The following is a 24,425-nucleotide window of genomic DNA, read 5'->3' as shown; positions in this document are numbered from 1 at the left end:
TCAGTTTAACCGAACAATACCGATAAACAAAAAAGCCCGGAATCTCTCCCGGGCTTTTGCGAATACCTGCGACAAACAGTTTAGCGGGTCAAATCATCGAAGAATTTTTTGACTCCATCGAAGAAGCTTTTGGAGCGTGGGCTGTTTTTCTCACCCGTCGGGCCACCAAAGCTCTCCTGCAACTCTTTCAGCAGCTGTTTCTGCTTATCGTTCAGGCCAACCGGTGTTTCCACAACGACGCGGCACAGCAGGTCGCCCTGTGCGCCCCCGCGAACGGATTTAACGCCTTTACCGCGCATGCGGAACAGCTTACCGGTCTGGGTTTCGCCAGGAATTTTCAGGTTCACGCGGCCATCCAGCGTCGGGACTTCAATTTCGCCACCGAGAGCAGCCATCGCGAAGTTGATCGGCACTTCACAGTACAGGTTGTTGCCTTCGCGCTCGAAGATAGCGTGCTGCTTGACCTGCACCTGAACGTACAGATCGCCCGCCGGTGCGCCGTGTTCGCCAGCTTCGCCTTCGCCAGCCAGACGGATGCGGTCGCCCGTATCGACCCCAGCCGGGATTTTAACGGACAGGGTTTTGGTTTTCTCAACGCGACCGTGACCATGGCATTTGGTGCAGGGATCTTTGATCAGCGTACCGCGACCATGGCAGTGCGGACAGGCCTGCTGCACCGCGAAGAACCCCTGACGCATCTGTACCTGGCCAGAACCGTGACAGGTTGGACAGGTCTGCGGCTGAGTGCCCGCTTTCGCGCCGCTGCCGTGGCAGACGTCACACTCTTCCAGCGTTGGAATACGGATCTCTTTAGTGACACCGCGAACGGCCTCTTCCAGCGTCAGCTCCATGTTGTAGCGCAGGTCCGCGCCACGCGCCGCGCGCTGACGTCCACGACCACCGCCGAAGATGTCGCCAAACACATCGCCAAAGATATCGCTGAAATCAGCGCCGCCGCCAAAGCCGCCACCGCCGAATCCACCGCCGCCCATGCCGCCCTGTTCAAAGGCTGCGTGACCGTACTGGTCATAGGCTGCACGTTTTTGTGCATCGGTCAGGACTTCGTAGGCTTCTTTGATCTCTTTAAATTTGGCTTCAGCCTCTTTGTCACCCTGGTTACGGTCCGGGTGGAATTTCATGGCCAGGCGCTTATACGCCTTTTTGATTTCACGCTCTTCCGCAGTTTTCGGAACGCCTAAAATCTCGTAATAGTCTTGCTTTGCCATTGGTTTTTTTAAGCCCCTTAACATGCGAGCACGGGCGTGGAGAATTCTCCTACGCCCGCGCCGATTAATTACCCTGCATCAGGGCGATTATTTTTTATCTTTAACTTCTTCGAACTCAGCGTCGACAACGTCGTCGTCTTTCGCGTTGTTCGCTGAAGCGTCAGCACCTGCCTGCTGTTGCGCGTGCTGCTGCTGAGCGATTTCCATCAGCTTCTGAGAAGCCTGAGCCAGTTCCTGCATCTTCGCTTCGATGTCCGCTTTATCTTCACCTTTCAGTGAAGATTCCAGCGCACTCAGTGCAGCGTCGATAGCCGTTTTGTCTTCCGCTGGCAGTTTATCGCCTGCTTCTTCAACCTGCTTACGGGTGCTGTGCAGCAGATGGTCGCCCTGGTTACGGGTCTGAACCAGCTCTTCGAACTTACGGTCAGATTCCGCGTTAGCTTCCGCTTCACGAACCATTTTCTGGATCTCTTCCTCGTTCAGACCGGAAGAGGCCTTGATGGTGATCTTCTGCTCTTTACCGCTGTTTTTGTCTTTCGCAGACACGTGCAGAATACCGTCAGCATCGATGTCGAAGGTGACTTCGATCTGAGGCATACCGCGCGGCGCCGGGTTGATACCGTCCAGGTTGAACTGACCCAGAGATTTGTTATCAGATGCGCGCTTACGTTCACCCTGCAGCACATGGATGGTTACCGCAGACTGGTTGTCTTCGGCGGTAGAGAATACCTGGCTGTGCTTGGTTGGGATAGTGGTGTTTTTGTTGATGAGCGCAGTCATCACACCGCCCATGGTTTCGATACCCAGAGACAGCGGGGTAACGTCCAGCAGCAGTACATCTTTCACTTCACCGGTCAGTACGCCACCCTGAACCGCCGCACCGATAGCAACCGCTTCGTCCGGGTTAACGTCTTTACGTGGCTCTTTACCAAAGAACTCCGCCACTTTCTTCTGAACCATTGGCATACGGGTCTGGCCGCCAACGAGGATAACGTCGTTGATGTCAGACACGGACAGGCCAGCGTCCTGCAGCGCTACTTTCAGCGGCTCGATAGAACGGTTCACCAGGTCTTCTACCAGGCTTTCCAGTTTCGCACGGGTCACTTTGATGTTCATGTGTTTAGGACCGGTCGCGTCTGCAGTGATGTACGGCAGGTTCACGTCGGTCTGCTGAGCGGAAGACAGTTCGATCTTCGCTTTCTCAGCGGCTTCTTTCAGGCGCTGCATAGCCAGCGGGTCATTACGCAGGTCAATGCCCTGATCTTTCTTAAACTCGTCAACGAGGTAGTTGATCAGACGGGTATCGAAGTCTTCACCCCCCAGGTGAGTATCACCGTTGGTTGCCAGAACTTCGAAGGTTTTTTCGCCGTCAACGTCGTCGATTTCGATAATAGAGATATCGAAGGTACCACCACCCAGGTCGTAAACCGCGATAGTACGGTTGCCGACTTCTTTATCCAGACCGTAAGCCAGTGCAGCCGCGGTAGGTTCGTTGATGATACGTTTGACTTCCAGACCTGCGATACGGCCAGCATCTTTGGTTGCCTGACGCTGAGCATCGTTGAAGTAAGCAGGTACGGTAATAACAGCTTCGGTTACCGGCTCACCCAGGTAATCTTCAGCCGTTTTCTTCATTTTTTTCAGCACTTCAGCAGAGATCTGCGGTGGTGCAGTTTTGGTGCCTTTCACATCAAGCCACGCATCGCCATTGTCTGCCGCGATGATTTTGTAAGGCATGATAGAAACGTCACGCTGAACTTCTTCGTCCTGGAAGCGGCGGCCGATCAGGCGTTTAATCGCAAACAGGGTGTTTTGCGGGTTTGTCACTGCCTGACGTTTAGCCGGCTGACCAACCAGAGTTTCACCATCCTGGGTATAAGCAATGATAGAAGGCGTGGTGCGATCGCCCTCGGCGTTCTCCAGCACACGTGCAGTAGTGCCATCCATAATCGCTACACAAGAGTTGGTCGTACCCAGGTCGATACCAATAATTTTACCCATCTAAACGTCTCCACTAAAAATTCAGTCAACATGTGGTTGTGTACCTGTAATAAGGGCAGATCGTGCTTTTTCAACTGCCCAGATTTGATTTTTTTCAGGTCCACACACTGCGGTTGACTACAAGATGGGGTCGCTGCGACATCCATCAAGGGGGAATGATAAAAAAAATTTTAATTTCACCCTGATGAGATCATAGACGCCATCGATTGCGCCCATTATGATGCCGCGCCCCGTCAGGGAGAACTGACGCGGGTTTAACCATTTCACCATTTTAATGATGATTTTTTTGAGGACTTATGGGCAACACTAAGTTGGCTAATCCGGCTCCGCTGGGCCTGATGGGTTTTGGCATGACCACTATTCTGCTGAACCTGCACAATATCGGGATGTTCCCGATGGATGGCATCATCCTGGCGATGGGCATTTTTTACGGCGGTATCGCGCAAATCTTCGCGGGCCTGCTGGAATATAAGAAAGGTAATACCTTCGGCTTAACCGCCTTCACCTCTTACGGTTCGTTCTGGCTGACCCTGGTTGCCATTCTGCTGCTGCCTAAAATGGGTATGGCAGAGGCGGCAAACGCCCACTTCCTGGGCGTCTACCTGGGCCTGTGGGGCGTTTTCACCCTGTTTATGTTCTTCGGTACTCTGAAAGGCAACCGCATGCTGCAGTTCGTTTTCCTGAGCCTGACCGTGCTGTTCGCCCTGCTGGCGATTGGCCACCTGGTGGATAACGAAGGCATCGTTCACGTTGCCGGCTGGATTGGTCTGGTTTGTGGCGCAAGCGCTATCTACCTGGCAATGGGTGAAGTGCTGAACGAACAGTTTGATCGCACCGTTCTACCGATTGGTGAAAAACACTGATCCTTCTGTCGTGCCCGCCTCGCGGGCACGACATCCCCACGCCTGACGAAGCCACATCCCCAGTACCAGTCCCATCACCGAAAGTGCAAGAACATACCAGGCGGGCGCCATCGGTGACACGCCCATCAGCACGGTAACCGCAATCGGCGTCAGTCCACCAAAAATGGCATACGACACGTTGTAAGAGAATGAGATCCCGGTGAAGCGAACCTCTGGCGGGAACGCACGCACCATCACATAGGGCACCGCGCCGACAACGCCCACACACAGCCCGACCACGCCGTACAGCAGGAACAGCTGTTCAGGATGGCTGCCTGCAAGGTGGTAAAACGCCCAGCTGGAGGCGGCCAGTAACAGGCTACCGACGATAAAGGTGATGCTGGCACCGAAACGATCCGCCGCCAGCCCGGCGGCCAGACAGCCAAAGCAGAGCATAATGGTTGCGATACTGTTCGCCTGTAACGTCACGGCTGGCGCGAAACCATACTGTTTCTGCAGCCAGACCGGCGACATTAATATCACCACCACAATCCCTGCTGAAAGCAGCCAGGTGAGCAGCATCGACACCACCACCGCTTTTTTATGGCGTACCACGACGGCTTTCACCGGCAGCTCCTGCGCCAGCGCCTTACGCTGCTGCATCTCGAGGAATATTGGCGTTTCCTGCAGCCAGCGACGCAGATACATCGCCACCAGACCAAACGCCCCACCCAGCAGGAACGGCACACGCCAGCCCCAGTCGTGAACGGCCTGCTGCGTCATGCTGGTGTTTACAATGGTCGCGACCACCGACCCCAGCAAGATCCCGACGGTCAGACCCGCCGTTAAGGTTCCACAGGCGATACCTATCCGCCGCGCCGGAACATGCTCCGCCACAAACACCCACGCGCCCGGGACCTCACCACCAATGGCTGCCCCCTGCAGCACGCGCATCAGTAACAGCAGCAATGGCGCGAGAATGCCCATCGAGGCATAGGTGGGCAACAGACCAATCGCCAGCGTGGGTACCGCCATCAGCAGAATGCTGAGGGTAAACATCTTTTTACGGCCAACCAGATCGCCAAAGTGGGCCATGATAATGCCGCCCAGCGGACGCGCCAGATACCCGGCAGCAAAAATGCCGAAGGTTTGTACCTGACGCAGCCACTCGGGGATATCCGCCGGGAAGAAGAGTTCCCCCACCACGGCGGCGAAGAAGACGAAGATGATAAAATCGTAAAACTCCAGCGCGCCGCCTAAGGCCGCGAGCGTAAGGGTTTTATAGTCCTGTCGATTCAGAGGTCGGGTGTTATGTGACATAGCGAACCCTTTAGCTTTAGTTGTGGATTTATTTTTACAGCAATCGTAAAGAAAAAGTTACTATACCGTAAAACCTTTACCACGCCATCGCCGCTTCAGCTAATGTCACATAATCATTATTTTCAGGAGATTGTTTCGCGACGCGCGCTTTTAGGACGAAATGCTGCTACCACTTTCTCATCGGTTTCCACATAAGGACCGTCAAGCAGCTGTATACAATACGGTACACTGGCGAAAATGCCCTGCACGATGACGTTACCGTCGTCCGATTTCAGCCCTTCCAGCGTCTCTTTGATCGACTTCGGCTGGCCAGGCAGGTTCAGAATCAACGCCTGTTTGCGGATTACGCCCACCTGACGGGAGAGAATGGCCGTCGGGACAAAGTGTAGACTGATCTGGCGCATCTGTTCGCCAAAGCCCGGCATTTCACGATCGGCGATGGCCAGCGTCGCGTCCGGCGTCACATCACGACGCGCAGGACCGGTTCCGCCGGTGGTCAGCACGAGGTGGCAGCTCATCTCATCCACCAGCTCACAAAGCGTCTGCTCAATGATTGGCTGTTCGTCAGGGATGAGGCGGGTCTGGATTTCAAACGGGGTGGTCAGCGCGTTGCCAAGCCACTCTTCAAGCGCGGGGATGCCTTTATCCTGATAAACACCGCTGGAGGCGCGGTCAGAAATCGACACTAAGCCGATGCGTAAGGTATTCATATTCATTCCATTCAAAAGTACTGATTAAAGGGAATGATACACGCAGAGGGGAATTTCAGACAGAGTGCGTAAGAAGTCGCGTGGCCGGGAACCCGGCCACGCGGAATGATTACAGCAGGTCGCCGATCATTTTTTCCAGTTTTTCCTGGTCGATAGCAAACTTACGGATACCGTCCGCCAGTTTGTCTACCGCCATTGGATCCTGGTTGTGCTGCCACAGGAACTCGGACTCAGTGATGCGCTCCGGACGTGCTTTCACTTCACCGGTGTAAGACAGTTTACGCTCCAGGGTACCTTCGCTTTCAGCCAGCTCTTTCAGCAGTGCAGGCGCGATGGTCAGGCGGTCACAGCCAGCCAGCTCAATGATTTCGCCGACGTTACGGAAGCTTGCGCCCATAACGACAGTCTCATAGCCGTGCTGCTTGTAGTATTCGTAGATTTCAGTCACGGAAATCACGCCTGGATCTTCAGACGCCGCGTACTCTTTCTTATCGGTGTTGGCTTTGTACCAGTCCAGAATACGGCCCACGAACGGAGAAATCAGGTACACACCGGCTTCTGCACATGCACGCGCCTGCGCGAAGGAGAAGAGCAGAGTCAGGTTACAGTTGATACCGTCTTTTTCCAGCTGCTCTGCCGCACGGATGCCCTGCCAGGTCGAAGCCAGTTTGATCAGGATACGATCGTTGCTGATGCCCGCATCGTTGTACATTTTGATCAGGCGTTTTGCTTTCGCGATAGACGCTTCGGTGTCGTAGGACAGACGCGCATCCACTTCGGTAGAGATACGGCCAGGCACCAGCTTCAGAATTTCCAGACCGATGTTTACGGCCAGTTTGTCAGTGGCATCCACAACCTGCTGCGCGCGGTCGTTGCTCTGCGCTTTCGCCCAGGTCACAGCGTCGTCAATCAGTTTGCGATACTCAGGGATCTGTGCGGCGTTAAGGATCAGAGAAGGGTTAGTTGTGGCATCCTGCGGCTGGTACAGCTTCATTGCCGCGATATCTCCGGTGTCAGCTACGACAGTGGTGAACTGACGAAGGGAGGTCAATTTATCCGTCATGATAGTGTTTCTCTTTTAACGTGCCCTGGATAATTCACGCTACCGACAGCATGCCTGCAGCGGAAAAATGACAGGTTTACTTGTTAGGGGGATGTAACCGGTCTGCCCTGATGATAACACGACAGAGGGGTAGCGCAACCGCAGACAGTGCGCTTAGGCAGAGTATGATAAACTCGGAATATTAACAGCCTGCTAAGCAACAGCATGCTCAATCAGTGGTAGCGCTTACATATTCACTTTGGCATCAACAAGAGGGACGTTAATGCCTGATTTCTTTTTCTTTATTAACGAAGTCCTGTGGGGTTCGATAATGATTTACCTGCTTCTGGGAGCAGGTATATGGTTTACGCTACGCAGCGGGTTTATCCAGTTTCGCTATATCCGCAAGTTTGGCAGAAGTCTGAAAAACAGCGTCACGCCCCAGCCGGGTGGATTAACCTCGTTCCAGGCACTCTGCACCAGCCTTGCGGCACGCCTCGGTAGCGGAAATCTGGCGGGGGTGGCGCTGGCTATCAGCGCCGGCGGGCCAGGCGCAGTGTTCTGGATGTGGGTGACGGCGTTGCTCGGTATGGCCACCGCTTTTGCCGAAAGCGCGCTCGCACAACTCTACAAAGAGAAAGATAAAAACGGTCAGTTCCGCGGAGGCCCTGCCTGGTACATGGCGCGTGGCCTGGGGATGCGCTGGATGGGCGTCCTGTTCTCGCTTTTTTTACTGCTCGCTTACGGTCTTATCTTTAACACCGTCCAGGCTAACTCGGTCGCCCATGCCCTGCGCTATGCCTTCGCGTGTCCGGAGTGGGTCGCCGGTAGCATTTTAGCCCTCGTCGTTCTGCTCACCCTTTCTGCCGGTCTTAAAGGCATCGCCCGCCTGATGCAATGGCTGGTTCCTCTCATCGCGCTGATCTGGATCGCCGCGAGCCTGCTCGTCGCGGCACTGCATCTCGATCAGGTGCCGGGCGTCATAATGACCATCGTTAAAAGCGCCTTTGGCTGGCGTGAGGTCGCATCCGGCGCGCTGGGCTACACCTTCAGTCAGGCGCTGATGGCGGGTTTTCAGCGCGGCATGTTTTCCAATGAAGCCGGTATGGGGTCAACACCCAATGCAGCCGCAGCCGCGGCTTCATGGCCGCCGCACCCGGCCGCACAAGGCATTGTGCAGATGATTGGCGTCTTTACCGATACCATCATTATCTGTTCCGCCAGCGCCATGATTTTGCTGCTGGCAGGCCCTGTCTCACATTCGTCGGGAACGGCCGGAATACAGCTTCTCCAGCAGGCGCTTGTGAACCTCACCGGCGGCTGGGGAGCGGGGTTTGTCTCGCTCATTCTGCTGCTGTTTGCCTTCAGTTCGATCGTGGTAAATTACCTCTACGCCGAAAACAACCTTATTTTCCTGAAGCTTGACTCCCGCGCCGCCATCGGCACGCTTCGCCTGGGCGTGATACTGATGGTGGTAGCAGGCTCTCTGCTCAGCATGCCGCTGGTCTGGCAACTGGCTGATATCATCATGGCGCTGATGGCGATCACTAACCTCACGGCGATCCTGCTGCTCTCTCCCGTAGTGACCCTGATTGCGAAAGACTACCTTCGTCAGCGTAAACTGGGTGTGCCACCGGTCTTTGATCCCGCGCGTTATCCGGATATTAAAGCGCAACTTGCCCCCGGCACGTGGGATGATTTGCCGCGGCAATAACAGCTATCGATCAATTCAGGGCGATTTTTTGCTAAAGTCGCTCTAAATTTCCTGCAAGGACTGGATATGCTGATTCTGATTTCACCTGCAAAAACGCTCGACTACCAGAGCCCGCTCGCCACCGAGCGCTATACCCAGCCTGAATTGCTGGACTATTCCCAACAGCTGATTCACGAAGCGCGCAAGCTCTCCGCGCCGCAAATCGCCTCGCTGATGAGCATCAGCGACAAGCTGGCAGATCTTAACGCAACCCGTTTTCACGAGTGGCACCCGGATTTCACCCCCGCTAACGCCCGCCAGGCCATTCTGGCATTTAAAGGCGATGTCTATACCGGCCTGCAGGCGGAAGATTTTAGCGAAGCTGATTTCGATTTTGCCCAGCAGCATCTGCGCATGCTGTCGGGCCTGTATGGCGTACTTCGTCCGCTGGATTTGATGCAGCCGTACCGTCTGGAGATGGGCATTCGCCTGGAAAATGCCAAAGGCAAAGACCTGTACCATTTCTGGGGCGATATCATCACCGACAAGCTGAATGCGGCGCTGCGCGCTCAGGGCGATAACGTGGTGATTAACCTGGCGTCGGATGAATACTACAAGTCAGTGAAACCGAAAAAACTGGATGCGGAAATCATCAAGCCGGTATTCCTCGACGAGAAGAACGGTAAGTTCAAAGTGATCAGCTTCTACGCCAAGAAAGCGCGCGGCCTGATGAGCCGTTACATTATCCAGAACCGCCTGACGAAGCCGGAGCAGCTAACCGCCTTCAACAGCGAAGGCTATTTCTTTGACGAGGCGTCGTCAGGGAAAGGTGAACTGGTGTTTAAGCGCCACGAGCAGTAAAACAGAACCCCGCCAGCTGGCGGGGTTTTGCATTAAGGGTGTTTCCAGTCCGGGCCCGGACGATGATCGTCATGGCGACGATCGTCATGATGGTGGTCACGCTCGCGATGTTCATCGTGGGGACGCCAGTGGTTATCGCGCCAGTCATAATGCGCCTTCCACCAGTCATGATCGCGCCAGCGACCGCCATCCCAGTAGTGGCCGTTATTATCACGATCGCCAATCTGCAGTTTGACCGCCGGAACCAGAGTAATTTCGGATGCCTGTACCGCCATGGGAGCGACCAGCATCAGTGAAAGCGCAATCAGCGCAGGTTTCAGTTTTGACATCGGTGACTCCTTATTCTCTATGCCCGACATGGGCCGATGTAAGGAGATTACGCGAGGGGAACGGGGGATGTTATTCTCTGCAATCCTAAACGCTAAGTGACCGCATTTATTGGGAATTTCTGCTTTTTCCCTGCTATTTTTCTCCTTAATTTCTTCACAAAAAAGCCGGGTGGCGCTGCGCTTACCCGGCCTACGTTATGAGCTGTTGTAGGTCGGGTGAGGCGTAGCCGCCACCCGACAAAAATCACGCGCGAGCCATCATCAGCTTACGCAGCGCGGCAAAATCCGCCGGCAGCTCATGGGACAGCAGCGGCAGGTCAGCACGCTCGGCCAGCTCTTTCGGCAGCGGCAGCGTTTCGCCGAGGATCGCTTCCACGCTCTCTTTGAACTTAGCCGGATGCGCGGTGCCCAGGAACAGGCCATATTCACCCGGATTCAGCTGGTCGCGCAGCGCACGGTAAGCAATCGCCGCGTGCGGTTCAGAAGTGTATCCGACCGCTTTTAACTCACGCATGGTGGATTTAGTCGTGTCATCCGTCACCGCCGCGTAGCCCAGGTCACCCAGACGCCAGATCTTACGGCGGAACAGCTCTTCCACGCGCGGCCAGTTGTTCGGCTGGGAAACATCCATCGCGTTGGAGAGCGTCGCCTGCGTCGCGTTTGGTGCCCATTTACCGTCTTTCAGGAAGCGCGGCACGGTATCGTTGGCATTGGTGGCAGCGATAAAGCGTTTCACCGGCAGCCCCAGTGATTTCGCCAGCAGACCTGCCGTCAAATCGCCGAAGTTACCGCTCGGAACAGAGATCACCAGCTGGTTGCGGGCTTCCTGCGGCAGCTGCGCCACCGCTTCGAAGTAGTAGCAGATCTGCGCCAGCAGACGGCTGATGTTGATGGAGTTGGCGGAGTTCAGACCCAGCGCCACCTTCAGCTCTTCGTCGTCGAAGGCCTGCTTAACCAGCGCCTGGCAGGCATCGAAGTCACCGTCGATCGCCACGGTTTCAATGTTGCCGCCGAGGGTACAGAACAGTTTTTCCTGCAGCGGACTGATTTTGCCTTTCGGATAGAGGATCACCACGCGGACGTTTTTCAGGCCGTAGAAGGCATGGGCGACCGCCGCGCCGGTATCGCCGGAAGTTGCCGTCAGGATGGTTACCGGTTTGTCGCCGCTGATGTGGGTCAGCATCTGCGCCATGAAGCGGCCGCCGAAGTCTTTAAACGCCAGGGTTGGGCCGTGGAACAGCTCCAGACAACCAACGTCAGGCTCAACCTGCTGAACCGGTGCCGGGAACGCGAACGCCGTACGCACGCGTTCTTCCAGCAGCTCCTGCGGAATTTCGTCGCCGATAAACGCCGACAGAATTTTGGTGCTGCGGGTGACAAAGTCCAGCTTCAGCAGTTCATCAATCTCGGTCAGCTGAAATTCCGGCAGGTCATGCGGAAAGAACAGCCCCTGATTTTTGCCCAGTCCCTGCGTTACAGCCTGCGCGAAGCTGACCTGCTCGTTATGATCTTTAAGATTGTAGAGTTTCATTAATTATCCCAGTACTCGTGCGCCAGCCGTGTCCAGACGGCAAATATGAACAAAGCCTTCCTGATTTTGCAGGTAGTGTTTAGAGAGCCAGTCCGCCACGCGCTGCGCAGTGTCTGGCTTATCGCATAAGGCAAACAGCGTCGGGCCGGAGCCGGAGATGCCGCATGCCTGCGCGCCAATATCCATTGATGCCTGTCGCGCCTCGTTAAAGCCAGGCAGCAGCTTCGTGCGATACGGCTCGGCAATAACGTCTTTCATCAGTTTCGCCGCCAGCTGTGGCTGACGGGTGTAGCAGGCGTGGATAAAGCCCGCCAGATGACGCCCGTGGGCGATACAATCCTGACGACGATACTGCGCGGGCAGGATCGCACGCGCTTCGGCCGTAGACACTTTGATGCCCGGATAGGCCAGCACCCACAGCCACTCATCAAACCCTGGCACCTGCTGACTAATGATGCCATTTTCTTCGATCATCAGCTGCATGCCGCCGAGGAAGCACGGTGCAACGTTGTCATAGTGAATGCTGCCGGAGATACGGCCTTCCAGCTCGCCCATTAGCCCCAACAGACGGCTATTGTTGAGGGGTTTACCGCAGTGCTCGTTCATCGCCACCAGGGCAGCCACCACGGAACAGGCGCTGGAGCCCAGCCCGGAGCCAATCGGCATACTTTTTTCCAGCGTCATGGCGACCGGCACGTTTTTACCGATCTCCTGACAGAAGCGCTCCCAGCACTGATAGACGATATTCTCGCGTGGCTCCGACGGCAGCTTGCTGGCAAAACGCCCTACGTTATTCAGGCTGAAGCTTTCTGCCGCTTCAACCGTCACCGTGTCGCCCAACAGCGAACCGTCTACCGGCGTCACCGCCGCACCCAGCACATCAAATCCGACGCTCATATTGGCGCTGGAAGCCGGGGCATAAACTTTGACCATGTTAAACTCCTAACTTCCATGACAGGGTACGCAGCAGATCGGCAAACACACCCGCCGCTGTAACATCGTTCCCTGCGCCATAGCCGCGAAGCACCAGCGGCAATGGCTGATAATAGTGGCTGTAAAACGCGAGGGCGTTTTCGCCGTTTTTGACTTTGTACAGCGGATCGTTGCCGTCAACTTCGGCAATCTTCACCCGGCACACGCCATCTTCTTCAATGTTGCCAACATAGCGCAATACCTTACCTTCATCACGGGCTTTCGCAACGCGGGCGGCAAAAACGTCGTCAAGCTGCGACAGCCTGGCCATAAAGGCGCCGACATCACCGCTGCTGTCAAATTCTGCCGGCAGTACCGGTTCAATCACGATATCAGAAAGCTCAAGCTCGCGGCCCGTTTCACGCGCCAGGATCAGCAGCTTGCGCGCCACGTCCATACCGGAAAGATCGTCGCGCGGATCCGGCTCGGTGTAGCCCAGTTCACGGGCGGCGCGGGTCGCTTCCGACAGGCTCATGCCTTCGTCCAGTTTGCCGAAGATAAACGACAGCGAGCCGGAGAGAATGCCGGAGAATCGCTGCAGCTCGTCACCCGCGTTCAGCAGGTTCTGCAGATTCTCAATCACCGGCAGGCCTGCCCCGACGTTGGTGTCGTAGAGGAACTTGCGGCGCGACTTGCTCGCCGCCAGACGCAACTGGTGGTAGTAATCCATCGACGAGGTGTTGGCCTTTTTGTTCGGCGTGACCACGTGGAAACCTTCGCGCAGGAAGTCTGCGTACTGATCGGCAACGGCCTGGTTTGACGTACAGTCAACAATCACCGGGTTAAGCAGGTGATACTCTTTTACCAGACGGATCAGGCGGCCCAGGTTGAACGGCTCTTTTGCCTCCTTCATCTCGGCCTGCCAGTTTTCCAGATTCAGACCGTGAACGTTGGTCAGCAGCGCTTTTGAGTTGGCAATCCCGCAGACGCGCAGATCGATATGCTTCTTCTTCAGCCACGCCTGCTGACGCTTCACCTGCTCCAGCAGTGCACCGCCCACGCCTCCGACGCCGATCAGGAACAGCTCGATGACCTGATCGGTGTTGAACAGCATCTGGTGAACCACGCGAACGCCGGTGGTGGCATCGTCGTTATCCACCACCACGGAAATAGAGCGCTCTGACGAGCCCTGGGCGATCGCCACGATATTGATATTAGCCCGCGCCAGCGCGGCAAAGAATTTGGCAGAGATACCGCGCAGGGTGCGCATGCCGTCGCCCACCACGGAGATGATCGCCAGACGCTCCTGAATCGCGAGCGGCTCCAGCAGCTCTTCTTTCAGCTCCAGATAGAACTCTTCCTCCAGGGCGCGGCGGGCGCGCAGGCAGTCAGCCTGCGGCACGCAGAAGCTGATGCTGTATTCGGAAGAGGACTGGGTGATCAGCACCACAGAGATACCGTTGCGGGACATGGCCGCAAACACGCGGGCGGCCATGCCGACCATCCCTTTCATCCCCGGACCGGAGACGCTGAACATCGCCATGTTGTTCAGGTTAGAGATACCTTTCACCGGCAGACCGTCTTCATCGGTGCTGGCGCCAATCAGCGTACCCGGCGCTTGCGGGTTACCGGTGTTTTTAATCAGGCAAGGGATCTGGAACTGGGCAATCGGGGAAATGGTACGCGGGTGAAGGACTTTAGCGCCGAAATAGGAGAGCTCCATCGCCTCCTGGTACGACATCGACTTCAGCAGCCTGGCGTCCGGTACCTGGCGCGGGTCGCAGGTGTAGACGCCGTCGACGTCAGTCCAGATTTCACAACAGTCCGCGCGTAAACAGGCGGCCAGTACGGCGGCGGAGTAGTCGGAGCCGTTACGGCCCAGCACCACCAGCTCGCCCTTCTCGTTCCCGGCGGTGAAACCGGCCATCAGGATCATATGGTCAGACGGAATTTTGCTGGCGGCGATACGGCGGGTTGATTCGGCAATATCAACGGTGGATTCGAGGTAGTGGCCCACCGCCAGCAGTTTTTCAACCGGATCGATCACGGTCACGTTGTGGCCACGCGCTTCCAGCAGGCCGGCCATGATGGCAATCGACAGTTTTTCACCGCGGCAGATCAGCGCCGCGTTGATGCTGTCCGGGCACTGACCCAGCAGGCTAATACCGTGCAGCACGTGCTTAATTTGCGCGAATTCCTGCTCCACAAAAGACTTAAGCTGTGCCAGCGGGAAGCCCGGTTGTGCCTCAGCCAGCCCCTGAAGCAGTTCAGCGAAGATCCGCTCGGCGTCGCTGATGTTCGGGAGTGCATCCTGGCCACCGATGGTCTTTTCAATCATTGCCACCAGATGGTTCGTGATTTTTGCCGGGGCAGAGAGCACGGTCGCAACCTGCCCCTGCCTGGCGTTGCTCTCCAGGATATCGGCAACACGCAGAAAACGTTCTGCATTTGCCACTGATGTACCGCCGAACTTCAACACTCGCATGGTTCTACCTCGTTTCCTTTAGCCGAAAAAAAAGCCCGCACTGTTCAGGTGCGGGCTTTTTTCTGTTTTTCCTGTACGCGTCAGCCCGCATCGTTACCTGTGGTAATGATGATGGTTGTGGTAATGGTGGTGATGCTGATGCGTTTCATGGATGTTGTGTACTCTGTCATTATTATCTGTCTGTGCTGTATTCTTTTAGGGTTAAAGGATCGGGACCCTTAAGTCAATGGATTTTTAATTTGATCACATTTCAGAAGACTCTCACGTCCCGCTGCAGGCAGATTTATTTTCATCCGATTCCCCCAGATGCAACCCTTTGCAACAGACTTATCCGCCATAGTAAAAACTTATGGCAGCATTTTACTCGGCCAATTTTTTTTCAATATCGTGCAGCAAACGATGCAACATTGCGGTGTCCCGCTGCTCAAGACGCCCAAGACGCTGCTGCAGCCAGTCCGCCATTTTGCGATCGTCCGCCACCCCTAACCGGGATAACAGATGCTCAACGCGTGTGCGCAGCGCAGCCAGTTGGTTTTCATTTGCCCCTTCCGCCTGAGGCTGGGGAATTTGTATTAGGGAGGCTAATTGGTAGCAGTAGACCATGACCGCCTGGCCTAAATTCAGGGAGGGGTAATCGGCCACCATGGGTGCCCCCGTTAGCACGTCAGCGAGTTCCAGCTCTTCGTTTGTTAATCCGGAATCCTCACGACCAAATACCAGCGCCGCTCTCTCCAGCCACTGGCTTTTCTCACTCAGCATCGGCACCAGCTCCGCGGGCGTAGCGTAATAGTGGAACTTCGCCCGGCTGCGCGCCGTGGTGGCAACGGTAAAGGAGATGTCGTGCAACGCCGCGGCAAGCGTGTCGTAAGTGGTTATATTATCGAGAATATCGCCTGATCCATGCGCCACCCAACGAGCCGCAGGCTCCAGGTGGGCGGTGCTGTCCACAATACGTAAATCGGTAAAACCCATGGTCTTCATGGCGCGCGCGGCAGCGCCAATATTTTCTGCTCTGGCTGGGGCGACCAGTACAATCGACAGATGCATTTATGCTCTCTTTTTAATCGGTTAGCGGGTAGAAATGTGATGCGCTTCAACATATTACGCAGCGCGAATTTACAAAATTGCAACACAAATCACCGAAATAGCGTTTCATAACAAATTAAAAACGCTAAACTATTCCTTGTCTGAACAATCAGTTAGAATGTTAACAGAACACTATTATCCCTATGTTTTATAATGATAATAGCGGTATGAATACCCTATTCTGATTGGATTCGCTTCGTTTATAAATCAATGACCGCAACTAGTTGGTTTATTGAAAAATTGTGACAAAGGCTAGCATTCCGCTACGATGATTTCATCAAACTGTTAACGTGCTACAATTGAACTTGATATATGTCAACGAAGCGTAGTTTTATTGGGTGTCTGGTGTCACTTAGCCTGTTATGTTGCTGTTAAAATGGTTAGGATGACAGCCGTTTTTGACACTGTCGGGTCCAAAGGGAAAGTACCCAAGACCAAGCTAATGATGTTGTTGACGTTGATGGAAAGTGCATCAAGAACGCAATTACGTACTTTAGTCACGTTAAGCCGATCATGTTAATTTGCGACATGCATCAGGCAGGTCAGGGACTTTTGTACTTCCTGTTTCGATTTAGTTGGCAATTTAGGTAGCAAACATGCAGACCCCGCACATTCTTATCGTTGAAGACGAGTTGGTAACACGCAACACGTTGAAGAGCATTTTCGAAGCAGAAGGCTACGATGTCTTTGAAGCGACCGATGGCGCAGAGATGCATCAGATCCTTTCTGAAAATGATATCAACCTGGTGATCATGGACATTAACCTGCCGGGCAAAAACGGTCTTCTTCTGGCGCGCGAACTGCGTGAGCAGGCGAACGTCGCGTTGATGTTCCTGACGGGCCGTGACAACGAAGTTGATAAAATTCTTGGCCTGGAAATCGGTGCGGATGACTACATCACCAAACCGTTCAATCCTCGCGAGTTAACCATTCGTGCACGCAACCTGCTGTCCCGCACCATGAATCTGGGTACGGTCAGCGAAGAGCGTCGTAGCGTTGATAGCTACAAATTCAACGGCTGGGAACTTGATATCAATAGCCGTTCGCTGATTAGCCCGAACGGTGAGCAGTATAAACTGCCGCGCAGTGAATTCCGCGCGATGCTGCACTTCTGCGAAAACCCGGGCAAAATTCAGTCCCGTGCAGAGCTGCTGAAGAAAATGACCGGCCGTGAGCTGAAACCGCACGACCGTACCGTAGACGTGACCATCCGTCGTATTCGTAAACATTTCGAATCTACGCCTGATACGCCGGAAATCATCGCCACGATCCACGGCGAAGGGTACCGTTTCTGTGGTGACCTGCAGGAGTAATCCCGCAGTTAACGTATTAAAAAACGGCGCTTATGCGCCGTTTTTTTTATTCCCGCCACGGCATAATCGGCACCGCGCTGATGGCGTTTTTCGGTGATCCCTCCACCACTTTGTCAGAATAGGCCAGGTAAGCCAGCGTATTGCGTTTGGCATCGTAGAAGCGCACAACCTGCAGCTTTTTAAACACCAGCGAGGTCCGCTTCTGGAACACCACGTCGCCCTGCGCTTTGCCGTTTTTAATTTTATCGCTCAGTTCAACCGGACCTACCTGCTGACAGGAGATCGCTGCGTCGGAGGTATCTTCCGCCAGCCCCAAGCCGCCCTTAATCCCGCCCGTTTTCGCGCGGCTGACATAGCAGGTGACGTTTTTCACGTCCGGATCGTCAAACGCCTCCACCACGATTTTGTGGTCAGGACCAAACATTTTAAACACGGTATCGACAGAACCAATCTGTTCAGCCTGGGCGGCGCGCCCGACCATCAGCATCAATGCGGTGAAGATCAAAGTCTTGTATTTCATATTGTTACCATTCTTAAAAATTACGCTGAGCGATTATTCAACACTTTAGACAAAAATGTAGCAAGATCACAGGATTAGAATATATTTGCCCATAATGTGCGCCAAAAAGCATGAATGCGCAAAAAAAACACTGAATGCTAAAACATCAAAAAATGCTATTATCCGCTAACCTGTTATCAGGCACCTGCTGTTTTAAGGATGAGGATAGTATATGGATCAGGCTGGAATTATTCGCGACCTGCTCACCTGGCTGGAAGGTCACCTCGACCAGCCTTTGTCACTGGACAATGTGGCGGCTAAAGCAGGCTATTCCAAGTGGCATCTGCAAAGGATGTTCAAGGATGTCACCGGTCATGCTATCGGGGCCTATATACGCGCACGTCGTCTGTCAAAATCTGCTGTGGCATTGCGCCTGACCGCGCGCCCGATCCTGGATATTGCGCTGCAGTATCGTTTCGATTCGCAGCAGACCTTCACCCGCGCCTTTAAAAAACAGTTCTCGTTGACGCCAGCGCTTTATCGTCGCTCGCCTGACTGGAGCTCGTTTGGTATGCGTCCGCCGCTGCGTCTGGGCGAGTTCGCGATGCCGAAATACGAAATCGTCACGCTGCCTGAAACCCATCTGATCGGGACAACGCAGAGTTACTCGTGCTCCCTTGAGCAGATTTCTGAGTTCCGTCATCAGATGCGCGTCCAGTTCTGGCGCGACTTCCTGAGCCACGCGCCGGCGATCCCGCCGATTCTGTATGGCCTCAACGAAACGCACCCAAGCCAGGAAAAGGATGACGAGCAGGAGGTGTTCTACACCACCGCGCTGACGCCAGACATGGCCAATGGCTACATTCAGGGTTCAAAGCCTGTGGTGCTGGAAGGTGGCGAGTACGTGATGTTCGCCTATGAAGGGCTGGGAACGGGTGTTCAGGAGTTCATCCTGACCGTTTACGGGACCTGCATGCCAATGCTGAATCTGAATCGCCGTAAGGGTCAGGACATTGAGCGCTACTACCCGGCGCAGGACGCTAAACCGGAAGAAGGCCCAATCAATCTGCGTATGGAATTCCTGATTCCAATACGTCGTTAACGCTGCAGTTCATCGAGCGCAGGGGCATCAAGATGTGAAATGTCCCCTGCCATCTCCACCACCCAGCCTGACGCCAGCCACGCGCTTTCCTGATAATCAATCCGGGAAATGGAGCAGTTACGTAGACGCAAACGGCGCTCAGCATAAGCGGGTAATCCGAGGATCGTGCTCACCAGGCAACCCAACGCAATCCCGTGACTCACCAGCAGCGGACGGCTTCCCGCCGGCAGCTTCAGGCATTCCGCCAGTGCGGCATGCATACGTACGCTGAGCTCCTGCATGGATTCACCTTCAGGGATACGGCCATCTTCGGTACCGTTCACCAGCGTGCGACGCCAGCCCTCTTCCGTTTCAGTCAGCGTATCGATATGACGCTTTTCCAGCACGCCCATATCCAGCTCGCGCAGACGCGGCTCAAGCATAACATCACAGCCGCAGGCGTCCGCGATGATGCGCGCCGTCTGCTGTGTGCGACCTAAGTCGCTGGTGATGACGTGGGTAATGCCCAGCGTTCTGGCACGCTCTGCCACCTGCCACGCTTGCTGCACACCCTTCTCAGTGAGAGGACTGTCTGACTGGCCTTGAATACGTCGCTCGGCGTTCCACTGCGTTTCACCGTGGCGAACAAGGTATACCTGTAACATGCTTTTTTTCCGTTATACTGCGATGAGTTTTTTTTGAATCGAGCTTAATTATGCACCATGTTGTCTCTGCTACCACTAATCCTGCCAAAATTCAGGCAATTCTAAGGGCATTTGAAGAGATCTTCGGCGCAGGATCCTGCCATATTGAAGCCATCGGCGTCGAGAGTGGCGTTCCTGAACAGCCGTTTGGCAGCGAGGAAACGCGCGCTGGCGCACGAAATCGCGTGGCAAATGCCAGAGCTGCAGCACCAGACGCTGACTTTTGGGTCGCCATTGAAGCCGGTATCGATGAAGGCGCAACCTTTAGCTGGGTGGTGATTGAAAGTCGTGAACAGCGCGGTGAAGCACGTTCGGCCACCCTGCCGCTGCCGGCGATCATTCTGGAAAAAGTGCGTGCGGGTGAAGCGCTCGGGCCGGTGATGTCGCAGTACACCGGCATTGACGAAATTGGCCGTAAAGAAGGGGCGATTGGCGTCTTTACCGCCGGCGCGCTGACGCGTTCAGGCGTTTACCACCAGGCGGTAATCCTGGCGTTAAGCCCGTTCCACAACGCGATTTATCGTTAGGCATTTTTCAACAACACCGCTTCCAGCCACTGGCGCAGCTCAACCGGGGCCGACTTCAGGCTGTTCGAGCCGCGGGTAATCGTTGCGATGCCCGCGCCGAGCTCATTTTTGAGTTCGCGCTGGCTCATCTCACCACGCAGCAACTCTTCAATGATCCGCACGCGCGTGCCCAGCGCCTCGCGCTCGTCTGGCGTGAGCATCAACTGCATCAGGGGTAAATGCAGATCCTGATCGTATGACTGGCGAAGCAACTCCACAAAACGAAGCCACTCCTGGTGACGTTGTTCGGCCATTGCCGAGGAATACGGGGAATGCGGGGTCATGTTATGCTGCCTCTTGTACTCATTAGCGAGTACAGCATAACACAACCCACGCCGATCAGTAACGTCTCTGCCACTCGGCATCGCTCATCAGGGTATCTTTCTGCCCCATGAAATAGCGATAGTAGGCATCATACGCCAGCACGTTTTTCACGTATCCGCGGGTTTCCGAGAACGGAATACTCTCGACAAACGCCACGGCGTCGATGCGTCCGGCGCTGTTGCCAAGCCAGGTACGCACGCGACCCGGCCCCGCGTTATAGGCCGCCGAAGAGAAGATGCGGTTATTGCCAAACTGCTGATACACGTACTGGAGATAGCTGGTACCGATGTTAATGTTGGTATCCGGATCCAGCAGCTGTGACGGGCTGCTGTACCCTGGAATATTAAACATCTTCACCGTATGCGTCGCCGTACCCGGCATGATCTGCATCAGGCCACTGGCACCTACCGGGGAACGGACTTTCGGGTTCCACGCGCTCTCCTGACGGGCAATCGCCATCGCGTAACTTTGCGGGATATCTTTACCGCGGGTGTAGCGTTCGAAAAGATCGTTATAAGCCAGCGGGAAACGCTCTTCGAGATGATCCCACAGCTTACCGGCGATCGTCGCCTGCACGCTCAGATCCCACCAGTGATTATCAAAGGCATAGCGGGCAAGCTGGGCTTTTTCGTCGGTAGTGCGGCTGGTCACCAGATTCGCCCACTCGCTGCGCGCGGTATTGTCCATGTTCCAGTACATCAGCTCGCGCACGCGCGCCATTTCCGGCCCCTGCGTCAGCGCCGGGTTAGCATTCGCGGGCGCTTTATCAATGCGGAAGGTGTACTCCTCGCCCAGACGCTGTGCGGCCGCCATCGGGTAGAACCCTCGCTGCTGCATCAACGCATGGAGGATCTCTTTGGCTTCATCATCACGACCGCGCTCCATTAGCAGATCGGCCTGCCAGTAACGCCATTCGTCCTTCTCTTTGGCTTCCATAGGTAAACGCGCCAGCCAGGTATTCAGCCCCCGGCGATCGCCCGTCCCCAGCGCCATTCGCACACGACGTTCCACCAGCGAGGTGGAGTTTGAGCGCATAATCGCATCGTCTCGCCAGCGCGCCTGTTCGTCGGTCACATCCGTGCCCATCAGTCGCCATGCAACGATGTCGCGCAACTCCTGGGTTTGGTCTTCATTAAGCTGCTGCGCCTGCACCAGCTGCGGGATCATCAGCCGCGCGTTTTCCACATCGTCACGCGCTACGCTGGCAAAGGCTACCGCCGCCATCTGGCGGGTAAAATCGGTCGCCCCCGTACTGCGCGCAAAGGTGAGAACGCTGTTGGGATCGTTTGCCAGTGCAATAATGGCGCCAGAGATGGTCTGGTAATCGGACGGCATCTGCCCCGCCAGCGTGGTCACCAGACGCGTGTTTCCGGCTTTCATCGCCAGACGGATGCGCTCAAGGTAGGCCAGGGGGTCCTGCTTGCCGGAGGCGCGCCATGCGCCAAACAGCGAATCGCAGGCGTTTGGCTGGCTTTTTCCGGTCAGCCACAGCTCTTTCGCCCCAGCCCAGGCCTCCTCCTGCTGACCGGTGGCCCATTTTGCATAGTAGTAGTTACACTGGGCTTCGGTGGTATTCGGCTTATCAGGACTGAACGCCAGCAGGCCACGCCAGTCTTCACGGCGCGCCAGTTCGTTCACAAAGCGAGACTGCAGAGTCCGCGCCGGCGGCAGGGTCGGGTTCGCCTGAATGAAATTATTCACGGTGACGGTCGGTTGATTCATGAGATCGTCCGTGATCTGACGATACTCCAGATACGGATACAGCGGATAATCCTTCAGCGTCGGCATCAGCGCCTGCACGGTCTCCATCTGCTTGTTGTCCCACGCCTGTTTAATCTGGGCGTAGCGGTTACGTTGTTCATCCAGTGAATCGGCATGCACCGCCTGGCTTACCGCCATTACGCATACGCTGGCAGCCAGCAGACGCCAGACCACCCGTTTGGCTTTTTCCACAAGCTCTTCCTCATTGTTTTTTCGTCAATTGCAGCGTCTTGCCACGTCAAAGTCTAATCAACTTATGCTAACCAGGCATCCTGCAACGCGCCACGTCATGGACACTTTTTTACCTTTCTTGCGCGTTTTAACACTCCCGACGTTCCTGGCTGGGATTAGGACGGGAAAAAGGCTACACTTCGAGGCTGAATTCCATTCTCATTACGATAAAAGAGGCGAAGTCCAACGTGGCTCAATTCGTTTATACCATGCATCGTGTCGGCAAAGTGGTTCCGCCGAAACGTCATATTCTTAAAAATATCTCGCTGAGCTTCTTCCCGGGCGCAAAAATTGGTGTTCTGGGTCTCAACGGTGCCGGTAAGTCCACCCTGCTGCGCATCATGGCCGGCATCGATACAGACATCGAAGGTGAAGCCCGTCCGCAGCCTGGCATCAAAATTGGTTACCTGCCGCAGGAACCTCAGCTGAACCCGGAACACACCGTCCGTGAGTCCGTCGAAGAAGCCGTTGCTGAAGTCGTCAACGCCCTGAAAGGCCTGGATGAAGTGTATGCCAAATACGCCGAGCCGGATGCGGACTTCGATAAACTGGCCGCACAGCAAGGCAAGTTTGAAGAGATCATCCAGGCGCATGACGGCCACAACCTGAACGTGCAGCTGGAGCGCGCCGCTGACGCTCTGCGTCTGCCGGACTGGGATGCGAAAATTGCAAACCTCTCCGGTGGTGAACGCCGTCGCGTGGCGCTGTGCCGCCTGCTGCTGGAAAAACCAGACATGCTGCTGCTCGACGAACCAACTAACCACCTGGATGCGGAATCCGTAGCGTGGCTGGAGCGCTTCCTGCACGACTTCGAAGGCACCGTGGTGGCGATTACCCACGACCGTTACTTCCTCGACAACGTTGCCGGCTGGATCCTGGAGCTGGACCGCGGTGAAGGTATTCCATGGGAAGGCAACTACTCTTCCTGGCTGGAGCAGAAAGATCAGCGTCTGGCGCAGGAAGCGTCTCAGGAAGCGGCGCGTCGTAAGTCTATCGAGAAAGAGCTGGAGTGGGTACGTCAGGGCACGAAAGGCCGTCAGTCCAAGGGCAAAGCCCGTCTGGCACGCTTTGAAGAGCTTAACAATACCGAATACCAGAAACGTAACGAAACCAACGAACTGTTTATTCCACCTGGAGCACGTCTGGGGGATAAAGTGGTTGAAGTGACCAACCTGCGTAAGTCCTACGGCGACCGTGTGCTGATCGACGATCTCACTTTCTCCGTACCGAAAGGGGCTATCGTTGGGATCATCGGTCCGAACGGCGCGGGTAAATCGACTCTGTTCCGCATGATGTCCGGTCAGGAACAGCCTGACAGCGGTTCTATCACCCTGGGTGAAACCGTGAAGCTGGCGTCCGTTGACCAGTTCCGTGACGCGATGGATAACAGCAAAACCGTGTGGGAAGAAGTTTCCGGCGGTCTGGATATCATGCGTATCGGCAACACCGAGATGCCAAGCCGCGCCTACGTTGGCCGCTTTAACTTCAAAGGCACCGACCAGGGCAAACGCGTAGGCGAGCTGTCCGGCGGTGAGCGCGGTCGTCTGCACCTGGCGAAGCTGCTGCAGGTGGGCGGTAACGTACTGCTGCTCGATGAACCAACCAACGACCTGGACATCGAAACCCTGCGCGCGCTGGAAAACGCCCTGCTGGAGTTCCCGGGCTGCGCGATGGTTATCTCGCACGACCGTTGGTTCCTTGACCGTATCGCGACCCACATTCTGGACTACCAGGATGAAGGTAAAGTGGAGTTCTTCGAAGGTAACTTCACCGAATACGAAGAGTACAAGAAACGCACGCTGGGCGCAGACGCGCTGGAGCCGAAGCGTATTAAGTACAAGCGTATTGCGAAATAAAAGCAAAACGGCAACTTCGGTTGCCGTTTTTTATGGTTGCTCCCTCTCCCCC

General features: G+C 55.3%; 23 protein-coding genes and 1 other annotated feature. Of the genes, 7 read left to right on the top strand and 16 right to left on the bottom strand.

Features of this window, described 5'->3' with window-relative positions; translation table 11 throughout:
* Positions 1-80: 80 nt before the first annotated feature.
* Entirely contained in the window at positions 81-1,226 is a 1,146-nt protein-coding gene (gene dnaJ / locus EKN83_RS05590; RefSeq protein WP_014830600.1) for a molecular chaperone DnaJ, read from the bottom strand.
* 87 nt (positions 1,227-1,313) lie between these two features.
* Positions 1,314-3,227, bottom strand: coding sequence for a molecular chaperone DnaK (gene dnaK, locus EKN83_RS05585; protein WP_045284820.1), 1,914 nt, complete (start codon positions 3,225-3,227; stop codon positions 1,314-1,316).
* Between the two features lie 296 nt (positions 3,228-3,523).
* Here dnaK and satP point away from each other — a divergent pair, with 296 nt between their 5' ends.
* Complete coding sequence (satP, locus tag EKN83_RS05580) at positions 3,524-4,090, top strand: acetate uptake transporter (RefSeq protein ID WP_025758037.1); 567 nt, start codon at positions 3,524-3,526, stop codon at positions 4,088-4,090.
* Here satP and EKN83_RS05575 read toward each other — a convergent pair.
* The 3 genes from EKN83_RS05575 to tal form a co-directional block, all read right to left on the bottom strand.
* Positions 4,067-5,389: an MFS transporter gene (locus EKN83_RS05575; protein ID WP_045284823.1), complete on the bottom strand. Its 1,323-nt coding sequence runs from the start codon at positions 5,387-5,389 to the stop codon at positions 4,067-4,069. The two genes, satP and EKN83_RS05575, sit on opposite strands and share 24 nt — an antisense overlap.
* Before the next feature lie 122 nt (positions 5,390-5,511).
* The gene (gene mog / locus EKN83_RS05570; RefSeq protein WP_025758039.1) at positions 5,512-6,099 is read right to left on the bottom strand and encodes a molybdopterin adenylyltransferase; all 588 of its coding nucleotides are present in this window, start codon (positions 6,097-6,099) and stop codon (positions 5,512-5,514) included.
* A 109-nt stretch (positions 6,100-6,208) separates the two neighbouring features.
* Positions 6,209-7,162: a transaldolase gene (tal, locus tag EKN83_RS05565; protein WP_025758040.1), complete on the bottom strand. Its 954-nt coding sequence runs from the start codon at positions 7,160-7,162 to the stop codon at positions 6,209-6,211.
* Positions 7,163-7,424: 262 nt separating this feature from the next.
* Between tal and EKN83_RS05560 the strand changes: the two genes are divergently transcribed.
* Positions 7,425-8,855 carry an alanine/glycine:cation symporter family protein gene (locus tag EKN83_RS05560; RefSeq protein ID WP_126800487.1) on the top strand — a complete coding sequence of 477 codons (1,431 nt, stop codon included), beginning with the start codon at positions 7,425-7,427 and terminating at the stop codon, positions 8,853-8,855.
* A 66-nt stretch (positions 8,856-8,921) separates the two neighbouring features.
* Positions 8,922-9,695 carry a peroxide stress protein YaaA gene (yaaA, locus tag EKN83_RS05555; RefSeq protein WP_025758042.1) on the top strand — a complete coding sequence of 258 codons (774 nt, stop codon included), beginning with the start codon at positions 8,922-8,924 and terminating at the stop codon, positions 9,693-9,695.
* Between the two features lie 32 nt (positions 9,696-9,727).
* Here yaaA and EKN83_RS05550 read toward each other — a convergent pair whose 3' ends face one another.
* The 7 genes from EKN83_RS05550 to yjjY all read right to left on the bottom strand — a co-directional run bounded on the left by EKN83_RS05550 (position 9,728) and on the right by yjjY (position 16,539).
* Positions 9,728-10,024 (bottom strand): DUF2502 domain-containing protein, encoded by a 297-nt coding sequence (locus EKN83_RS05550; protein ID WP_025758043.1) that lies wholly within the window; start codon positions 10,022-10,024, stop codon positions 9,728-9,730.
* A 244-nt stretch (positions 10,025-10,268) separates the two neighbouring features.
* A complete protein-coding gene (gene thrC, locus EKN83_RS05545; RefSeq protein ID WP_025758044.1) occupies positions 10,269-11,555 on the bottom strand; it encodes a threonine synthase in 1,287 nt (428 codons plus the stop codon).
* A 3-nt stretch (positions 11,556-11,558) separates the two neighbouring features.
* Positions 11,559-12,488 carry a homoserine kinase gene (thrB, locus tag EKN83_RS05540; protein WP_047957721.1) on the bottom strand — a complete coding sequence of 310 codons (930 nt, stop codon included), beginning with the start codon at positions 12,486-12,488 and terminating at the stop codon, positions 11,559-11,561.
* Between the two features lies 1 nt (position 12,489).
* The gene (gene thrA / locus EKN83_RS05535) at positions 12,490-14,952 is read right to left on the bottom strand and encodes a bifunctional aspartate kinase/homoserine dehydrogenase I (protein WP_095449619.1); all 2,463 of its coding nucleotides are present in this window, start codon (positions 14,950-14,952) and stop codon (positions 12,490-12,492) included.
* 24 nt (positions 14,953-14,976) lie between these two features.
* Positions 14,977-15,094 (bottom strand) — a sequence feature (Thr leader region).
* A complete protein-coding gene (thrL, locus tag EKN83_RS05530) occupies positions 15,033-15,101 on the bottom strand; it encodes a thr operon leader peptide (protein ID WP_015572623.1) in 69 nt (22 codons plus the stop codon). Its footprint overlaps the feature before it by 62 nt.
* Before the next feature lie 211 nt (positions 15,102-15,312).
* A complete protein-coding gene (locus tag EKN83_RS05525) occupies positions 15,313-15,999 on the bottom strand; it encodes a tRNA/rRNA methyltransferase (protein ID WP_025758046.1) in 687 nt (228 codons plus the stop codon).
* 399 nt (positions 16,000-16,398) lie between these two features.
* Positions 16,399-16,539, bottom strand: a complete 141-nt coding sequence (gene yjjY, locus EKN83_RS05520; RefSeq protein ID WP_085928893.1) for a protein YjjY — start codon at positions 16,537-16,539, stop codon at positions 16,399-16,401.
* A 95-nt stretch (positions 16,540-16,634) separates the two neighbouring features.
* Here yjjY and arcA point away from each other — a divergent pair, with 95 nt between their 5' ends.
* Complete coding sequence (gene arcA, locus EKN83_RS05515; RefSeq protein ID WP_003856501.1) at positions 16,635-17,351, top strand: two-component system response regulator ArcA; 717 nt, start codon at positions 16,635-16,637, stop codon at positions 17,349-17,351.
* 46 nt (positions 17,352-17,397) lie between these two features.
* Here arcA and creA read toward each other — a convergent pair whose 3' ends face one another.
* Positions 17,398-17,871 carry a protein CreA gene (gene creA, locus EKN83_RS05510; protein WP_045284830.1) on the bottom strand — a complete coding sequence of 158 codons (474 nt, stop codon included), beginning with the start codon at positions 17,869-17,871 and terminating at the stop codon, positions 17,398-17,400.
* Between the two features lie 211 nt (positions 17,872-18,082).
* On the opposite strand from creA, the gene robA reads away from it, so the two are divergent.
* The gene (gene robA, locus EKN83_RS05505) at positions 18,083-18,952 is read left to right on the top strand and encodes an MDR efflux pump AcrAB transcriptional activator RobA (RefSeq protein WP_025758049.1); all 870 of its coding nucleotides are present in this window, start codon (positions 18,083-18,085) and stop codon (positions 18,950-18,952) included.
* On the opposite strand, the gene gpmB is transcribed toward robA, so the two are convergent.
* Positions 18,949-19,596: a 2,3-diphosphoglycerate-dependent phosphoglycerate mutase GpmB gene (gpmB, locus tag EKN83_RS05500; protein WP_008502057.1), complete on the bottom strand. Its 648-nt coding sequence runs from the start codon at positions 19,594-19,596 to the stop codon at positions 18,949-18,951. The genes robA and gpmB overlap by 4 nt on opposite strands.
* 50 nt (positions 19,597-19,646) lie before the next feature.
* On the opposite strand from gpmB, the gene yjjX reads away from it, so the two are divergent.
* The gene (gene yjjX, locus EKN83_RS05495) at positions 19,647-20,162 is read left to right on the top strand and encodes an inosine/xanthosine triphosphatase (RefSeq protein ID WP_025758050.1); all 516 of its coding nucleotides are present in this window, start codon (positions 19,647-19,649) and stop codon (positions 20,160-20,162) included.
* On the opposite strand, the gene trpR is transcribed toward yjjX, so the two are convergent.
* Together trpR and sltY are read right to left on the bottom strand one after the other, a co-directional pair.
* Positions 20,159-20,485, bottom strand: coding sequence for a trp operon repressor (gene trpR / locus EKN83_RS05490; protein ID WP_025758051.1), 327 nt, complete (start codon positions 20,483-20,485; stop codon positions 20,159-20,161). The two genes, yjjX and trpR, sit on opposite strands and share 4 nt — an antisense overlap.
* Positions 20,486-20,540: 55 nt before the next feature.
* The gene (gene sltY, locus EKN83_RS05485; protein WP_095449616.1) at positions 20,541-22,478 is read right to left on the bottom strand and encodes a murein transglycosylase; all 1,938 of its coding nucleotides are present in this window, start codon (positions 22,476-22,478) and stop codon (positions 20,541-20,543) included.
* 227 nt (positions 22,479-22,705) lie between these two features.
* Here sltY and ettA point away from each other — a divergent pair, with 227 nt between their 5' ends.
* A complete protein-coding gene (ettA, locus tag EKN83_RS05480; RefSeq protein WP_045284832.1) occupies positions 22,706-24,373 on the top strand; it encodes an energy-dependent translational throttle protein EttA in 1,668 nt (555 codons plus the stop codon).
* The last annotated feature ends 52 nt before the right edge of the window (positions 24,374-24,425 follow it).

Source organism: Enterobacter sp. WCHEn090032 (assembly GCF_003986875.1).
Lineage (GTDB): Bacteria > Pseudomonadota > Gammaproteobacteria > Enterobacterales > Enterobacteriaceae > Enterobacter > Enterobacter sichuanensis.
This window is presented reverse-complemented; position numbering and strand designations above follow the sequence as displayed.

Bases quoted from the DNA above. Each gene is read 5' to 3' on its own strand.
- dnaJ (WP_014830600.1), bottom strand. From the start codon at position 1,226: ATGGCAAAGCAAGACTATTACGAGATTTTAGGCGTTCCGAAAACTGCG.
- dnaK (WP_045284820.1), bottom strand. From the start codon at position 3,227: ATGGGTAAAATTATTGGTATCGACCTGGGTACGACCAACTCTTGTGTA.
- satP (WP_025758037.1), top strand. From the start codon at position 3,524: ATGGGCAACACTAAGTTGGCTAATCCGGCTCCGCTGGGCCTGATGGGT.
- EKN83_RS05575 (WP_045284823.1), bottom strand. From the start codon at position 5,389: ATGTCACATAACACCCGACCTCTGAATCGACAGGACTATAAAACCCTT.
- mog (WP_025758039.1), bottom strand. From the start codon at position 6,099: ATGAATACCTTACGCATCGGCTTAGTGTCGATTTCTGACCGCGCCTCC.
- tal (WP_025758040.1), bottom strand. From the start codon at position 7,162: ATGACGGATAAATTGACCTCCCTTCGTCAGTTCACCACTGTCGTAGCT.
- EKN83_RS05560 (WP_126800487.1), top strand. From the start codon at position 7,425: ATGCCTGATTTCTTTTTCTTTATTAACGAAGTCCTGTGGGGTTCGATA.
- yaaA (WP_025758042.1), top strand. From the start codon at position 8,922: ATGCTGATTCTGATTTCACCTGCAAAAACGCTCGACTACCAGAGCCCG.
- EKN83_RS05550 (WP_025758043.1), bottom strand. From the start codon at position 10,024: ATGTCAAAACTGAAACCTGCGCTGATTGCGCTTTCACTGATGCTGGTC.
- thrC (WP_025758044.1), bottom strand. From the start codon at position 11,555: ATGAAACTCTACAATCTTAAAGATCATAACGAGCAGGTCAGCTTCGCG.
- thrB (WP_047957721.1), bottom strand. From the start codon at position 12,488: ATGGTCAAAGTTTATGCCCCGGCTTCCAGCGCCAATATGAGCGTCGGA.
- thrA (WP_095449619.1), bottom strand. From the start codon at position 14,952: ATGCGAGTGTTGAAGTTCGGCGGTACATCAGTGGCAAATGCAGAACGT.
- EKN83_RS05525 (WP_025758046.1), bottom strand. From the start codon at position 15,999: ATGCATCTGTCGATTGTACTGGTCGCCCCAGCCAGAGCAGAAAATATT.
- arcA (WP_003856501.1), top strand. From the start codon at position 16,635: ATGCAGACCCCGCACATTCTTATCGTTGAAGACGAGTTGGTAACACGC.
- creA (WP_045284830.1), bottom strand. From the start codon at position 17,871: ATGAAATACAAGACTTTGATCTTCACCGCATTGATGCTGATGGTCGGG.
- robA (WP_025758049.1), top strand. From the start codon at position 18,083: ATGGATCAGGCTGGAATTATTCGCGACCTGCTCACCTGGCTGGAAGGT.
- gpmB (WP_008502057.1), bottom strand. From the start codon at position 19,596: ATGTTACAGGTATACCTTGTTCGCCACGGTGAAACGCAGTGGAACGCC.
- yjjX (WP_025758050.1), top strand. From the start codon at position 19,647: ATGCACCATGTTGTCTCTGCTACCACTAATCCTGCCAAAATTCAGGCA.
- trpR (WP_025758051.1), bottom strand. From the start codon at position 20,485: ATGACCCCGCATTCCCCGTATTCCTCGGCAATGGCCGAACAACGTCAC.